Origin of the sequence: Parvimonas parva (genome assembly GCF_045866535.1) — a bacterium.
GTDB classification, from domain to species: Bacteria; Bacillota; Clostridia; order Tissierellales; family Peptoniphilaceae; genus Parvimonas; species Parvimonas parva.
The window spans coordinates 1,173,947-1,190,427 of the sequence record NZ_AP038371.1 but is presented as its reverse complement, the minus strand read 5'-3'; the positions used below and the strand labels follow the sequence as shown (position 1 = coordinate 1,190,427).

Sequence of the window (16,481 nt, the reverse complement as noted above, 5' to 3'; positions counted from 1 at the left end):
AAATAATTAAAGACAATATACAAATTACTATGTAGTAGTAAACAAAAATTTGAATGATACACTAAAAAACTGACTACAATGTAGCCAGTTTTGATTCGTGTATGTGATTTTTATTTATTAATTTTTAAAAATTTTATCTGTATGTTTTTTTGATTCTTATAACCAAAACTAAAATTGCAACAAATGTAATACCCATTTGAATTAAATTTGGTACACTTCTTGAAATTACATAGTACCAAAAGCCTTTGCCTCTTGTTATAGAAAGCCAGAAGCTGTCTAAAAAGATTGTAACTAAAAAAGAAGTAATTGATATAAGAGCAACTCTTAAAGTTAAAAATAATTTGTTATCTCTATTAGTATCTTTTCTAATTATAAGTCCCGGGAAAAATCCCATAACTATATTTGTAAGCATATAGCCTGGAAAGTACATTCCGGGAGAACCTAAAGTTAAGAAATAAATTAGTGGGTCAGATGCTCCACCAACTATGGTTCCTATTGTTGGTCCTAATAATATACTTGAAAATATCATTGGGATAAATCTAAGTGTTATTCTTCCACTTCTAGGTGGGAATAAATAAATATTTTGATAAGACAAAATAACTGTTATAGCTATCATTAAGCCTGCAATAGCTAATTGTGTTGTAGTAAACCTATTCTTTTTCATTTTTCTCCTTTCAAAAATCAATGCCAACAGTGGATGCGAAAACTAACCACGAGAAAATCCCTTCGTTTACAAGCAACATCCCATCTTGTAACACTTAATGCAAGTTTCCTACTCTGCCTAAAAAATAGGCTACTATTGGTATTACACGAATACAACTTAATTGTATAAAAATTTATTTATAAAGTCAATAGTTTTTTGTTTTCTTAAGAAATAAAGAATGAGATTTTTAAACTTATATTCAAATATTTTATGGTTGTAAAAATTTATTGTGAAAATTTGTAAATTTTGTGTATTTGTGGTAAAATATTAATCGTGAGAAAATATATATTTTAATAGAGGTGAGTTATGGGATTTTTTAGCGATTTTTTTAATTCTTCTGTAAAAAGAGTTAAAAAAATAAATCCAATCGTAGATAAAATAATGTCTTACGATGAAAAATATTCAAAATTAACAGATGAGGAACTTAGAAATAATACTGAGATATTTAAAACTAGATTAGCAAATGGTGAAACTTTAGACGATATTTTACCTGAGGCTTTTGCGACAGTTAGGGAGGCTGCGTACAGAGTTTTAGGAATGAAACATTATAGAGTACAATTAATCGGTGGTATTGTTCTTCATGAAGGAAGAATTGCAGAAATGAAAACAGGTGAAGGTAAAACTTTAGTTGCAACTTTACCATCATATTTGAATGCACTTACAGGTAAAGGTGTTCATATCGTAACAGTTAACGACTACCTTGCAAAGAGAGATAAGGAGTGGATGGGTAAAGTTCACGAATTTTTAGGCTTAAAGGTAGGTTGTATTTTACATGGTCTTACAAATGATGAAAGACGTGAAAACTATAATTGTGATATAACTTATGGAACAAACTCAGAATTTGGTTTCGACTACCTTAGAGATAATATGGTTGTTTATAAAGAAGAACTTGTTCAAAGAGGACTTAACTTTGCCATCGTAGATGAGGTTGACTCTATCTTAATTGACGAGGCTAGAACTCCACTTATTATATCAGGAGAAGGCGACCAATCAACTGACTTATATGCTCTTGCAGATAGATTTGTAAAGAGTTTAAAGGGTAGAATTGCAGACCCAAGTGAAGAAAATGAAGATTTTTACAATAGAGAGCTTAGAGAAGAAACTGTTGATTTTGTAGTTAATGAAAAACATAAGACTGCAAACTTAACTGAAATAGGTACTGGGAAAGCTGAAGACTTTTTCGGGCTTGTAAATCTTTCTGATCCTGTTAATATGGAAGTTGCACATCATATCAACCAAGCGTTAAAAGCTAATAATACGATGCAAAGAGATGTTGATTATGTTGTTAGTGAAGACGGCGAGATTTTAATTGTTGATGAATTTACCGGACGTATTATGGAAGGTAGAAGATATAGTGAAGGTTTACACCAAGCCATCGAGGCTAAAGAAGGTGTTGAAATCAAATCAGAATCTAAGACTCTTGCAACAATAACATATCAAAATTATTTCAGAATGTATGATAAACTTTCAGGTATGACAGGAACTGCAAAGACAGAAGAAAATGAATTTAACGAAATTTATCATATGGACGTTATTGAAATTCCAACAAATAAACCTGTTATAAGAAAAGATCATCACGATAGAGTTTATTTAACAGAAGAGGCTAAATTTAAAGCTATCGTTGAAGAAATTGAAAGAATTCACGCAACTGGACAACCGGTGCTTGTTGGTACAATTTCAATTGAAATTTCAGAATTGTTAAGTGCAATGCTTAAGAAAAAAAGAATAGAACACGATGTATTGAATGCGAAGTTCCATGCAAGAGAGGCTGAAATAGTTGCTCAAGCAGGTATTTATGGAAAAGTTACTATCGCAACAAATATGGCAGGTCGTGGTACCGATATTCTTTTAGGTGGTAATCCGGACTTTATGGCAAAACATGAAATGAAGAAAAACGGAACACCTCAATATGTTTTAGATAATTTAGATGCTTTCTGGGAAACTGATGATGAAGAAATTTTAGAGGCTAGAAAAGTATTTAGTAGATTATATGAAAAATATAAGGCGCAAACAGATGAAAATGCTAAAAAAGTTCTTGAAGTTGGTGGACTTTTCATAATTGGTACTGAAAGACACGAATCAAGACGTATCGACAATCAGTTAAGAGGACGTTCAGGACGTCAAGGAGACCCTGGAGAATCAAGATTCTTTGTTTCACTTACAGATAACTTAATGCGTCTATTTGGTGGAGAGGCTATTCAAAAATTTGCTATGAATAGAAATTATGACCCTGATGAAGTGTTAGAGTTTAGATCTGTTACAAGAGCTATTGAACGTTCTCAAGAAAGAGTTGAGGCTAATAACTTCGGTATCAGAAAGAATGTATTAAAATATGATGACGTTATGAATGTTCAAAGAAATGTTATTTATAAAGAAAGACGTGCAGTTCTTGACGGTGAAGATATGAGTAAAAATATCTTAGAAATGTTAAAAGATTTAATAGACCAAACAGTTGAACAATATTCAGAAGGCAACAAAGTTGATTTAGCCGGTTTAAAACTTGCTTTGGAAAATGAATATCTTCCAACAGGACTTTTAAACTTGGAAGAAATTAAAAATCTTGACAAAGAAAGAATCAAAGTATACATTAGAACACTTTCTGAAAATTTCTATGCCGAAAAAGAAAAAATGATTGGCGAAGAACAAATGAGAGAAGTTGAAAGAGTTATTATGCTTATGGTTGTAGATAGAAAATGGATGGACCATATTGATGCAATGGACCAATTAAGACAAGGTATAGGCATAAGATCTTATGGACAACAAGACCCTGTTAGAGCTTATGGAGCTGAAGGCTTTGAAATGTTCAACGAAATGAACGAATCAATCAGAGCTGACGTTTTAAGAGGACTTTTCAATATCCAACCTGCAGGAGCTGAAATCGAAAGAGAACAAGCTGTTAAGGAAATTTCAACAAATGTTCCTGACGAACAAACTACATTTGTTAAAGGAAAAGAAATCGGAAGAAATGACCCATGCCCATGTGGAAGTGGGAAAAAATATAAAAAATGTTGTGGAAGAAACAAATAGAAAATTTTAAAGAAAAGAGTGAATATATTTCACTCTTTTCTTCTAATAGAAAGGTAATATATGGGAAGAAGAAAGAAGAAAATTATAGAGGGAAAAATTGAAAAAGTTAATTTTCCAAATATGTCCGAATTTACTTTTGAAGATAAGAAAGTAAATTTTAAAGGCGGAATCGAAGGACAAAAAATTTCTGTCGTTGTTGGAAGAAAAAGAGCGAATCACATGGAGGCAAAACTTCTTGAAACTTTAGAAAAAAGTGAGCTTGAAACAAATAAAACATGTCCGAATTACCTTGAATGTGGTGGTTGTAGCTATCAAAGTGTTTCTTATGAGTATGAATTGAATTTAAAACAAAGACAGATTAAAGAGCTTTTTGAGGATATTTATTCAGAAGAAGTGGAAATTTTTGAAAGTCCTTTAAAAAGTGCTTATAGAAATAAAATGGAATATACTTTTGCAGACATGTATAAAGATAGTCCGATTATGCTTGGAATGCATAAGAAAAATAGATTTTATGAAGTTGTAGATACAAAAGAATGTAATTTAGTACATAGAGATTTTGAAGTAATAAGAAATGCAATCGTCGATTTTGCCAGAGAAAAAGAATTACCCTTTGTGAAAAAGAGAAATCACGAGGGTTTGTTAAGACATTTAATTATCCGTTATGCTCTAACAACCGGTGAAATAATGGTAAATATCGTAACTACGACACAAAGTAAATTTGATTCAAAAAGTTTTGTAGATATGATTTTAGACTTGAAACTTGAAGGAAAGATAAAATCTATTGTTCATACAGAAAATGATTCACTTGCAGATGCAGTGGTGCCTGAAAAAGTAAATATTATTTTTGGAGATGATTATATAACAGAAAAAATATTTGATTTAGAATTTAAAGTAACACCATTTTCATTTTTTCAACCAAATGTATTTGGAGCAATAAACCTTTATTCAAAAGCGATTGAACTTTGTGGAGATATTGAAAACAAAGTAGTTTTCGACTTATACTCAGGAACCGGAACAATCGGACAAATCGTAGCCAGAAAAGCAAAAGAAGTTTATGGAATAGAAATCGTAGAAGAAGCGGTCGAAAGTGCAAACAAATCTGCAAAAGAAAACGGACTTACAAATTGCACCTTCATTGCAGGGGACGTATTAGTAGAAATTGAAAACAGAAAAGAAATAGTTGACGTAATTGTCGTAGACCCTCCAAGAGATGGAATAAACCAAACAGCTTTAGAAAAAATAATTTCTTGTGGAGCAAAAACAATCGTCTATATCTCTTGCAATCCAAAAACTCAAAAACGAGATGCAAAAATTCTAATAGAAAACGGATATAAACTAAAAACATTAAAAGTTTTTAACCAGTTCCCAAGAACAGTTCATGTGGAGACGGTAGCTCTGTTGTCCAAACTAAATACAGAACATCATTTAGATATAGAAATAGGGGAAGATGAATTATCTGAAATTGACTTTTCAAAAGACGCAACTTATGGAGAAATTAAAAAGTATGTGTTAGATAAATACGTACTAAAAGTTTCAAGCCTATATATTGCACAAATAAAAAGGAAACATGGTCTAATAGAGAGAGAAAATTATAATTTTAGTAAGAAAGAAAATCAAAGAGTGCCAAATTGCCCAGAAGAAAAAGAAAAAGCAATCGAAGATGCTTTAGAGCATTTTGGAATGATTTAAATAATATCTAAGATTGAAAATTTTAAAATTAAGACTTAAAAACTTTAAGATTAAAAAGATATGTACTTCTTATATAACCTAAGAAGATTAATTGAAAATCAGGGGAACGATGATGGTAAAATAAAAAATTTTAACAACTAAAGAAGAATTAGGCATTATTGCCAAAGAGGTTTTTATGAAGTTAAAAATACTGAAAAAGACTTGTTAGAATTGAAAATTTTAGATCATTGTGCAGGCAGCGGAGCGTTTTTAGTAAAAGCAATGGCAAATATGATAAAAGAAGTTGGTGGAGTAAATACAAAAGAAGCAGAAGATATAAAACAAAATAAACTTTATGGTATCGAGTTTGATAGAGAAATTTTCGCCCTAGCTTGTGCTAATATGCTTATTCACAAAGATGGCAAGACAAATTTGGAACAATTTGATACAAGGGAAAAAGAAGCTTGTAAATGGATCAAATCTAAAAACATAACAAAAGTATTGATGAATCCACCATATGAGAGAAAATATGGTTGCAAAAAAATAGTTACAAATGTATTGGATAATGTACCTGCTGGTATTAAATGTGCATTTATTTTACCAGATAAGAAACTAGAAAAAGATAGAATGCACTCATTACTGAAAAAACACACTCTTGATATGATTATAAAATTACCAGAAAAACTTTTTGATGCAGGAGTAACAACAAGTGTATTTGTTTTTGAAACTGGAAAACCACAAAAAGATAAAAAAATATTTGCTTGCTATATGGAAGATGATGGACTTGAAAGAGTTAAAAATCAAGGTAGGCATGATATAAAAAATAAGTGGAAAGAAATAGAAAAATATTGGCTAGAAGTTGCAAGAACAAAAGTAGATACAAAATATAACACACACCAATGGATAGATTCAAAAGAATATTTATCATATCAAAAACCACAGAAACCTTTTGAAATATATGAAGAAGATTTTAAAAAGACCATTATAGACTTTATACTCTTTGAAGAAAAAATTGACGTAAAAGAATTTAATGAAAAACTTTTAAATCAAGTTTTGTATAAATCAGAATATAAAGATGGTAAACTCATGCTAGATGTAGGTGGAGAAAATGAAGAAAATAAAGATTGATGATTGGAAACCTTTGAAATAGAGAAGTTATTTACTGTAAAAAGACCTAAATCAAGAAGTGTAAAAAAATATAATGAGGGAGAGATACCTTTTGTATCTTCTGGAAATTATAATAATGGTGTCGATAGTTACAGAGAGCCTATTGATGATGAAGATTTAGATAAAGGAAATTGTATAACAGTAAGTCCAGTTGATGGTAGTACATTTTACCAACCAAAAGATTTTTTGGGAAGAGGTGGTGGAGGGTCATCAATAATGCTTTTATATAATGACAATCTAAATAAATTTAACGGGTTATTTATTGCTTCTGTAATAAGAGAAAGTTTAAAGATAAAGTACCAATATAACGATATGGGATCTAGTGATAGTATAAAAAAAGAAAATATACTTTTACCAGCATTAGACGATGAAACACCAGATTGGAATTTCATGGAAGAAGCAATGAAAAGGCTTGAAACCAGAGAGAGAGTACAAGCAATCTTACAAGCTATTTAAATAATGCAAAATTAAATAAGGTTGATACTTCAAAATGGAAAGAGTTTATAGTTGGTGATTTATTTGAAAATATTAAAAAGCCTGACGTGCTTCATGCAAGAGAAGTCGTTGAAGATGAGAACGGTATTCCTTATGTAGTAAGAACAAAATTTAATAATGGTATAAAATATAGAGTTACTGAAACTAAAAAAATGACTCCTAGCCCTAAGGGAGTTATATCATTTGGTGCAGAGAATGCATCATTCTTTTATCAAAAAGAAAACTTTGTATCTGGAAGAGATATTTATTATATTGATACAAGACATTTGAGTGAGAAAGCATGTCTATTTTTAGTATCGTGTTTAGACACATTGACTGATAAATATTCTTATAGTTATGGACTATTTCCCGATTTGTTAAAGAAAGAAAAGATAAAACTACCAGTAGATGTTCATGGTAATCCCGATTGGGATTATATGGAGAAATATATTGAAAAAATAAAAGAAAATTGCAATAGAGAAATTCATTGTGTTTGAATTAAAAACGATTAGAAATAAAAATCTAGTCGTTTTTTTTATTGTAAGAAAGGACACATTATGACAAGTAAAAGATTAAGTATTGAAGAACAGATTGAAAAGAAAGAAGAAAGCATTAAGCAATTACAAAATCAAAAAAGACAGTTGAAGAAAAAACTTAATGAACAAGAAAGAAAAGCAAGAAACAAAAGACTTATAGAAAAAGGAGCAGTGTTAGAAAGTATTTTTGAAGAAAGTATTGGTTTAACAAAAGATGAATTTTATAAACTAATGAAATCATTAAATGGTGAAGAAATAAGATTAAACATAATGGGAATTTTAGAAGAAAGAATAGATGATAGTGTAGAAAAATCATCTAAAGAAGAAATAACATAATTGTCCCTTGGTTACAAGGGCGCAATTATACACCCTAAAGGGTGCTTGCGTCCTGCGGAGCCAGATCCCTGAAGCGACCAACAACCATTCGCTTTTTAAAAGTCAAGGGTAAATAAACTCGCTAAGGCTCGCCCTTGACTTTTAAAATTTGAAATGAACAAAACAATTAAGCCGACATACTGAAACAACAAAAATTAATTCAGTAGTCGGCTTTTTCTATTCTATCATTTCAAAACGCTCATTCACAAAGAGGATATAAAAATCTATTAAGCCTCCACCTAAAACAACAAAAAAAGAAAGAAAGTGATAAAAATGGCAGACAGTTTTCATTTTTCAGTAAACATAATATCAAGAGGAAAAGGAAAAAGTGCAGTAGCAAGTGCAGCATATATAAGTGGAGAAAAAATAAAAAATGAATGGGACGGAGTAACCCATGACTATACAAGAAAAGAAAAAGTATTAGTAAAAAATATAATATTGCCTGATCATATACCAAAAGAATTTAAGGATAGGTCGACCTTATGGAATAAAGTAGAAATGGCAGAAAAAAATTCTAATGCACAACTAGCAAGACAATTCATAATAGGACTACCAAAAGAATTAACTTTAAGTGAAAATAAAAACCTAGTTGAAAGATTTATAAAAGAAAATCTAACATCACAAGGAATGATAGTAGATTATGCAATTCATGATGAGAGTCAAGATAAAAATGGAAATATCCATTGTCATATAATGACCATAATGCGACCCATAAACGAAAAAGGAGAGTTCTTAGCAAAGTCAAAAAAAGAATATATCCTAGATGAAAAAGGAGAAAAGATTTTAAACAAAAATGGAAAACCAAAGACAATAAAAGTAGAACTAACAACCTGGAACGATAAAGGCAATGTAGAAAAATGGAGAGAAAATTTTTCAGACCTTTGCAATGAATATCTAGCAAAAAACAAGATAGAAAAAAGAGTAGACCATAGGAGTTTTAAAAGACAAAATTCAGATTATCTACCGACAATCCATTTAGGATCAGCAGCAAGTGCAATGGAAAGAAAGGGAATAGAAACTGACAAAGGAAACTATAATAGAGAAATAAGAAAATATAACGAACTTGTAAAAACAATAAAAGAAGAGATAAAAACATTAAAGGGTTGGATAGGAAATTTATTAGATAACCTAACTACTGCTTATGAAAAATTTAAGGATATAGAAAGAGATAAGGTAATAGACAACCCTAAACTTTTCAATCTAACAAATTATCTATTAACTTATTCAGAAATTCAAAAAGAAAAAAGTAAATATCTAAAAGGATATGCTAAAACCAATAAAGAAAAGTATGACTTTAAAAAGCTAACGAGTGCATATAGTTATTTAAGAAAAAATAATATAGAAACCATAGGTCAGTTACAAACAAAAATAGAAAGTTTAAAGTCTAATAGTTATAGGCTAAATAAAAAAGCGAAGACAATCCATAAAGAAATGGAAGATGTAGAAAAGAAAATTTTATACTATGAAATCTATAAAGCCAAAAAAGAAGTTTATGAAGAATATCAAAAGAAAAATATATTCACAAAAGACACATTCTATAACAAACATAAGAAAGACATAGACCAATATAAGGTAGTAAGTGGGAAATTAAAAAAACTCCTATCAGACAAGGAAAAGCTAAGTCCTAAAAAATGGAATGAAGAAAAAAATCTTTTAATGGCAAACCTTGAAGAAATAAATAGAGAAAAAGACAAGATAAAAGATGAATACCAGGAAATTAATCATATAAAATATTCAGTAGATTTTGTAAACAAAGAACTTGGCATAGATTTATCCATAGAAATAGATAAGCTTATAAAACAAGGTGAAAAACCAAGTGTAATAGCACAGATTAAAAAATTCCAAGACCAAGTTATTAAAGACAATGAATACAGAGAAATGATGAAAAACAAGAAAATGGATCAAGAAAGATAAGACCTGGTAAAAATATCTTATCCAAGCTATAATATAACCAAGAAAATAAAGGCAGATTTAGGAGGTAATAGAGATGAATAAAAGGCAAGAGCTAATAGATGAACTCATAAAAGCAGATCAAGATGGAATATACAAAACATATAAAAGCACAGAAGAAATAAAAGCGATGAACAATGAAGAAGTGCAGATTATATATTCCAACATGAAAAACTATCTATCAGACAAAAGGACACACATAAACTACTAAAGGTGGAAAGGTATTGTAAGCTATTTAAAAGTATAAAAGGTACAAATACCTAAGTAAGCTATAAAAACATCAAAATAAAGCATTCCACCACTAATAACCAAATAAAAACAATCAAAGGGAAGTATAGAAAAATTAAAGCCTATACTTCCCTTTTTTTAATTCAAACAAAGGAGAGAAAACATGATAAACGAAGAAATAAGCAAAGAAGCAGGTCAAGCAGCACAAACCATAATAACATACACAATAAAGGCAGCAAAAGAATCAATCAACTTAGACAAAGAAATAAGAAAAAAGATAAATGATACTTTAGAAAAAGCAAATGGAAACCTAAAAAGTCTTATGGGCGATGAAATGAAAATAAAAGACTTATATAAAAAAGGACAACTAGAAAATATAAGCATAGATCAAAGCAATCTAAAAGACTTAAAAAAAGAACTAAACAAACTTGGAGTAAGTTTCTCAGTAATGAAAAACAAAGAAAACCAAAACTATGAAATATTCTTCCAAGCCAAAGACATAAAAGTAATGGAATATGCCTTTAAACAAGTCATAGCCAAAGAAAATAAAAAAGAAAAAGAAAGTATCCTAAAACAAATAAAGAAATACAAAGACCTATCCAAGAACAAGGATAAGACAAAAGAGAAAGTCAAAAGAAAAGTAAAAGAAAAAGTAAAACCAAGCAAAAAAGATATGACCAGAGAAATCTAAGGGAGTAACGAAAAGTTACACCCTTAAATAACCATAATAACAAGACTTCTAAAAAGCAGAAATCCAGAATTCCGAAAATCGGAAATCAAGAATTTCGATTATCGAAAATCAAGAAAGGAGCAGATATGGCAACAAACAAAAGATATTATTGGATAAAATTGAAAGAAGAATTTTTCACAGACAAAATAAATAGAAGACATTGTCCTTAATGAGTCCAACCCATGTCCGATAAGAGATAGAGATAGATAAAGATATAGAGATAGATAAAGAGAGGGGGAAAGATAGAAAAGATTTAATATTTTTGGTATAATTATAGCAATTATACTTTGAAGATATGATGGAGAATTAGCTTACAAGCTGTAAGCTGAATGAAATAAAGAGAAAATGGCTACAAGTTGTAGTCCAAAAAATATACTGGAGGTGCATTTTGTGGCAGATCAAAATAAAGAAATAGTAGTAATCAATGAAGATACGATTAAGAATAGGATTTACTATATAAGAAATCAAAAGGTTATGCTTGATTTTGAACTTGCTGAAATCTATGGATATACAACGACAAGATTTAACGAGCAAGTAAAAAACAATTCGGAGAAATTTGATGATGATTTTATGTTTCAGTTGACGAAATCAGAGTTTGAAAACTTGATATCGAAAAAATCGACATCAAGTTGGGGCGGTCGTAGAAAACTACCTTATGCTTTTACAGAGCAGGGTATTTATATGCTTATGACTGTATTAAGAGGAGAACTTGCCGTTAGACAGAGCAAGGCTTTAATACGAATGTTTAAGCAGATGAAAGACTTCATCATTGAAAATCAAGATTTTATCAGCTCAAAGGAATTAGTTCAAATAGCAATTCAAACAAATCAAAACACAAATGATATTGTAAGGATAGATAGTAAGATTAACACATTAGCTACTAAAGAAGATTTGAAAAAGGTAATGGATAATTTTATAGACCCGGAAACATATAAACATTTCCTCTTGATGAATGGAGATAAGATAGAAGCTGATGTTGCCTATACAAAAATATATAAATCAGCAAAGAAAAGCATTTATGTAATAGATAACTATATCGGACTTAAAACATTAGAACTTTTAAGAGCTGCAAGAGATAAGACTCAAATCGTAGTCTTTAGTGATAATGTCAAGAACAAGGATATGCTTACAAAAAACATCTTAGATGATTTTAGAAAAGACTATCCTAATATAGACCTGAAACTGAAGATAGCAGGTAAAAAATATCACGATAGATATATAGCAATAGACTGTGGAACAGAAAATGAAGCCTTTTATCTTTGCGGAGCTTCGTCAAAGGATGCGGGAAATAAAATATCAAGTATTACCAAGATAGAAGAATCTTCTAAAGATATGTACCATGATATGTTTAGTAAGATGTTAAATAATAAAGACTTAAAAATTTAATATACAAAAATAAAAATCAAAATAATTTACGCAAGGCGGTAGAAGTAAAAACTATCGTCTTTTTTTATTTGAAGAAAGGTAGGGTAGCATGGCAGATAAAAGAATGTTTTCACTAAAGATAGTGGATAGCGACTTATTTTTGGATATGCCACTGAGTAGTCAATGCCTATATTTTCATTTATCAATGAGGGCAGATGATGATGGTTTTGTAAATAATCCTAAGAAAATCATCAAAATTATCGGAGCTAATGAAGATGACCTAAAAATACTTATTGCCAAAGGCTTTGTGATAGTTTTTGATCAGGGAATTATTGTAATTACTCATTGGAAGATAAATAACTACATCAGGAATGACAGGCGAAAAGAAACGATGTATATTACAGAAAAACAAAGCTTAACACAAACAGAAAATGGAGCATATATCAAACTTGAAAATCTTGGTATACCAAATGACAACCAAGTGTCAACCATTTGTCCGCATAGTATAGGTAAGGGTAGATTAGATAAGGTTAGTATAGATAAGGGGAGAGGAGAAAAAGAAAACCAATCAGCCCCAGTTTCTTTTTATGGAGAATACAAAAATGTAAGGTTAAGCAAAGAAGAATATAAAAATCTTAAAGAAAAATTAAACTCACACACAGAAATAATGATAAATAAACTATCCAGATACATGGAAAGCAGTGGTAAGACCTAACAAAACCACTATGTGACAATCTTAAAATGGTATGAAGAAGACAAAGAAAAACTAAGACAGAAAGGTGGAAATAAAAAAATGAACTATGATGTAGGAGAATCTTTATAGATAAAAAGAGGTGGAAAGCCACTATTAAAGACTTTAAGTCTAAAAAGGTATCAAAGTATGCCAGAGATAATAAAAAGATAAATATGACACTTAAAAGGCGATTAGAAAATTAAAAATCTAATCGCCTTTTTTTTATTGCATGAAAGGATAAGCTATGACAAAAAGACAAACAAAATATATTGTAAAAAGAAATTATGATAATAGAAGAACAGATACAGAAGCTTTTCTAAGACTAATAAAAAAATCAAGCAAAATAAGTAAGGACAATGAAATTGAGTATAACAAATATAATATTGATAGTAATGAAAAAGGGTGCTATAATAAAAATAGTTTTAGAGTAAGTTGTGTTATTTCTGAAAACTCAAATAAGGAGGAATAGGAAATGATACAAACAAATTCAAATCACTTTTCATTCAAAGCTGCAATTTATTGCAGACTATCTAAAGATGATGAGCAGAAAGGAGAGAGTGCCAGCATACAAAACCAAAAGGAACTTTTAGAAAACTATGTAAAATCAAGAGGTTGGAGTATTTACGATGTTTATATAGATGATGGATATACTGGATTAAATACAAATAGACCATCATTTCAAAGACTAATTAGAGATATTGAAAATAAAAAAGTGGATATAGTCATCACTAAGGACTTATCAAGGCTTGGAAGAAACTATTTGCAGACTGGATACTATACAGAAAATTTCTTCCCAAAGAACAATGTCAGATATATAGCTTTAAATGATGGAGTAGATACCTTTCAAGAAAACAACGAAATAGTTCCTTTTAAAAATGTTTTAAACGAGTTTTATTCAAGAGATGTTTCCAAAAAGATGAAATCTGCCTATATGACAAGGGCAAGGCAAGGAAAATTTATTGGTTGTCTTGCTCCAATAGGATATAGGAAAGACAATGATGATCCACATAAATTAGTAATCGATGATGAAACTTCATGGATTGTTGAAAAAATTTTTGATCTTGCTTTTAGTGGTTATGGAGTACAAGCAATTAGAAGAAGACTTTTTGAAGAAAAAATCCCTACACCTACCTGGTGGAATAGAAAAAAAGGACTTAGAAATAAAAAAACTAAGTTAGAAATGACCGTAGATGGTGGAGAGTATTGGTGGGACTGCACAACCCTAAAAGAAATTATTGAAAATCCAGTTTATATTGGTCATATTGCTAGTCAAAAAGTTAATTATAAATTCAAAGTAGGTTGGTTATCAGATAAACCCAAAGAGGAATGGATAATCGTAGAAAACACACACGAACCAATTATTTCTGAAGATATTTATAATGTAGCAAATGAAAAATTAAAGAGCAGGAGAAGACCATTTAAAAATGGAGAAGAAAGCATATTTGCAGGCATTGTGAAATGTCCCGATTGTGGAAAATCTTTAAATCTTGGAAGAAACAAATCGAAAAAAAGAGAAAAGTTACTCACTTGTAACACTTATAGAAGATATGGAAAGTCATTGTGTAGTCAACATAGAATTTATTACGACACTCTTTATGAGATAGTGCTTAAAGATATTAGAAAAAATGCAGAAATAGCATTGAAAGACGAGAAAGAAATCATAAAAGCACTTGAAAGATCACGAGAAATTGATAATGAAGAAGAACAAAAATTCATTATGGATAAGATTTACGAAGATCAGATAAGAGTAGAAGACTTAACTAAAAAGATTGAAAGATTATATGATGACTGGCTAGATAATAAGATAAGTGAAAGTAACTTCCAAAAAATTCTTGAAAAATCACAGAAAGAACAAGATTATCTAAATCAAAGAATAGAAGATAATCAAAAATTGATTGTTAAAGAAGATCTTGAAGATATTAATGTCAAAAAATGGATTGAACTCATAAAAAAACATAGGGATATAAAGAAGCTGGATAAAGAAACTTTAAACGAACTCATCTCAAAAATCTATGTTCACGAAAAAGAAGTAGTGAATGGAGAAATCACCCAAACAATTGATATTTACTACAATTTCATAGGAAATACAGACACACTACAAGTATTTTACAATCTCTAATTAGGCATAAAGCAATTTATGGCAAAATAAGGACGGAATAACACAACAAATTCTCTAAAACAAAACACTAAATCAATGTAAGATTGAATGAAATCAATATTTATGCTATAATTAAATAAATCTAATGAACAGAAAAAGAGGGATATTATGGCACTTAACTATAAACCATTATGGATACAGTTAGCAAAAAAAGGTTTAAAGAAAACTGATGTAATAGCTATGGCAGGACTTACAACAAATGTTATGGCACAAATGGGCAAGGATAAACCAATTACATTTAAGAATTTAGAAAGAATATGTAAGGCTCTATCTTGCACCCCTAATGATATTATTAGTTTTGAAGACAATTTTAGTGAAGAGGATTAGAAAATGAGTTTAAGGACAGAAGATCAAGTCAGGGATTATGCGAAATTAGTATTAGGCTTTGATGAAGCTGAAGAAAATGTTGATCAAGGGACTGGTCAAATAACTACTTTTAATCAATTAGGGTTTAAAGGATATTCAGATAAGCCAGATGGTTGGTATTTACCTAAAAACATGAATGATGTAGCAATAATCCTTGAAACAAAATCAGAAGAAAGAGATATTAGCAAACAAATTTTTATTGATGAGCTAATGAAAAATATAGACATAATTTCAAGCAAATATAAAAAAACTGTTGGAATTTTGTACAATGGCAAAGAAATCGCTATATATAAAAACAAGGAACTCATAAGAGTAGCTAATAAACTTCAACACAAGCAATACTATATTGATTTGTTTAAAGAAAATTATATAGATAAAAACAAAATTTTCACTCTAACAAAAAGAATAAATGATTTACTACACTTTAAATTCGGAATTAAGAATTTATATCATAGAATGATATTTACAGCTTCAGCCTTGGTAGTAGAAAGGTTTGGCGGCAATCTTGAAGCAATAAAAGATAATGGATATGAACCATTTAGAAATAAAATATATGATACTTTAGCAAAATCACTTCAAGATCATAGAAAACAAAATCTTAAAATAGATATTTTGCTTGAGGTGTACAGTGAAATAAAAATAAACATTGTAGAAAATCAAGATGATATAAATACATTTATTGACTGTATCATAGAAATCGCAGAGTCCATAAACTCAGATAACTGGAACGGCGAAGATGTAATGGGCATTTTCTTTAATGAATTTAATAGATACAAGAAAAAGTCTGAAAGTGGTCAAGTATTTACCCCAGAGCATATCACTTCATTTATGTACGATTTACTAGAGATAACTTATAACGACCGTTTACTTGACGCTACTTGCGGGTTTCGTGTCATAATAGTGATAGAGGCAAATAGTTATGTAAATATAAAGAGTTCAAGACTTCTACCAAAGTTTAAAACTCAAAAAATAAATAGTTGGTGTGCTGCTTAGAGTAACCA

At 29.8% G+C, this 16,481-nt stretch carries 14 protein-coding genes, 2 pseudogenes and 1 riboswitch; of the genes and pseudogenes, 15 read left to right on the top strand and 1 reads right to left on the bottom strand.

Annotation, left to right across the window (positions count from 1 at the left end; all coding sequences use genetic code 11):
* Window positions 1-133: 133 nt before the first annotated feature.
* A complete protein-coding gene (locus ACKTSI_RS05880) occupies window positions 134-664 on the bottom strand; it encodes a folate family ECF transporter S component (protein ID WP_407862697.1) in 531 nt (176 codons plus the stop codon).
* A gap of 25 nt (window positions 665-689) precedes the next feature.
* Window positions 690-782, bottom strand: a riboswitch (THF riboswitch).
* 227 nt (window positions 783-1,009) lie between these two features.
* On the opposite strand from ACKTSI_RS05880, the gene secA reads away from it, so the two are divergent.
* From secA to ACKTSI_RS05805, 15 genes and pseudogenes are all read left to right on the top strand, one after another.
* Window positions 1,010-3,730 (top strand): preprotein translocase subunit SecA, encoded by a 2,721-nt coding sequence (gene secA, locus ACKTSI_RS05875; protein ID WP_201275203.1) that lies wholly within the window; start codon window positions 1,010-1,012, stop codon window positions 3,728-3,730.
* Between the two features lie 60 nt (window positions 3,731-3,790).
* Complete coding sequence (rlmD, locus tag ACKTSI_RS05870; RefSeq protein ID WP_407862696.1) at window positions 3,791-5,419, top strand: 23S rRNA (uracil(1939)-C(5))-methyltransferase RlmD; 1,629 nt, start codon at window positions 3,791-3,793, stop codon at window positions 5,417-5,419.
* Window positions 5,420-5,629: 210 nt separating this feature from the next.
* Window positions 5,630-6,526, top strand: a complete 897-nt coding sequence (locus ACKTSI_RS05865; RefSeq protein ID WP_004825271.1) for a class I SAM-dependent DNA methyltransferase — start codon at window positions 5,630-5,632, stop codon at window positions 6,524-6,526.
* 3 nt (window positions 6,527-6,529) lie between these two features.
* A complete protein-coding gene (locus tag ACKTSI_RS05860) occupies window positions 6,530-7,021 on the top strand; it encodes a restriction endonuclease subunit S (protein WP_407862695.1) in 492 nt (163 codons plus the stop codon).
* Between the two features lie 41 nt (window positions 7,022-7,062).
* Window positions 7,063-7,536 (top strand): annotated as a pseudogene (locus ACKTSI_RS05855) (restriction endonuclease subunit S); the annotation flags it as partial.
* Window positions 7,537-7,596: 60 nt separating this feature from the next.
* Window positions 7,597-7,911: a DUF3847 domain-containing protein gene (locus ACKTSI_RS05850; RefSeq protein WP_004825302.1), complete on the top strand. Its 315-nt coding sequence runs from the start codon at window positions 7,597-7,599 to the stop codon at window positions 7,909-7,911.
* A gap of 312 nt (window positions 7,912-8,223) precedes the next feature.
* Complete coding sequence (mobQ, locus tag ACKTSI_RS05845; protein WP_407862694.1) at window positions 8,224-9,864, top strand: MobQ family relaxase; 1,641 nt, start codon at window positions 8,224-8,226, stop codon at window positions 9,862-9,864.
* A 73-nt stretch (window positions 9,865-9,937) separates the two neighbouring features.
* On the top strand, window positions 9,938-10,111 hold the full coding sequence (locus ACKTSI_RS05840) for a hypothetical protein (protein ID WP_407862693.1): 174 nt from the start codon (window positions 9,938-9,940) through the stop codon (window positions 10,109-10,111).
* Window positions 10,112-10,291: 180 nt separating this feature from the next.
* On the top strand, window positions 10,292-10,819 hold the full coding sequence (locus ACKTSI_RS05835) for a PcfB family protein (protein ID WP_407862692.1): 528 nt from the start codon (window positions 10,292-10,294) through the stop codon (window positions 10,817-10,819).
* A gap of 429 nt (window positions 10,820-11,248) precedes the next feature.
* Window positions 11,249-12,244 carry an ORF6N domain-containing protein gene (locus ACKTSI_RS05830; protein ID WP_407862691.1) on the top strand — a complete coding sequence of 332 codons (996 nt, stop codon included), beginning with the start codon at window positions 11,249-11,251 and terminating at the stop codon, window positions 12,242-12,244.
* An 88-nt stretch (window positions 12,245-12,332) separates the two neighbouring features.
* Window positions 12,333-13,046, top strand: a pseudogene (locus tag ACKTSI_RS05825) (replisome organizer).
* A gap of 154 nt (window positions 13,047-13,200) precedes the next feature.
* The gene (locus tag ACKTSI_RS05820) at window positions 13,201-13,425 is read left to right on the top strand and encodes a hypothetical protein (protein WP_407862690.1); all 225 of its coding nucleotides are present in this window, start codon (window positions 13,201-13,203) and stop codon (window positions 13,423-13,425) included.
* Between the two features lie 3 nt (window positions 13,426-13,428).
* Window positions 13,429-15,075 (top strand): recombinase family protein, encoded by a 1,647-nt coding sequence (locus tag ACKTSI_RS05815; protein ID WP_407862689.1) that lies wholly within the window; start codon window positions 13,429-13,431, stop codon window positions 15,073-15,075.
* Window positions 15,076-15,222: 147 nt separating this feature from the next.
* On the top strand, window positions 15,223-15,441 hold the full coding sequence (locus ACKTSI_RS05810; RefSeq protein WP_004825248.1) for a helix-turn-helix transcriptional regulator: 219 nt from the start codon (window positions 15,223-15,225) through the stop codon (window positions 15,439-15,441).
* Between the two features lie 3 nt (window positions 15,442-15,444).
* On the top strand, window positions 15,445-16,473 hold the full coding sequence (locus ACKTSI_RS05805; protein ID WP_407862688.1) for an N-6 DNA methylase: 1,029 nt from the start codon (window positions 15,445-15,447) through the stop codon (window positions 16,471-16,473).
* Window positions 16,474-16,481: the final 8 nt, after the last annotated feature.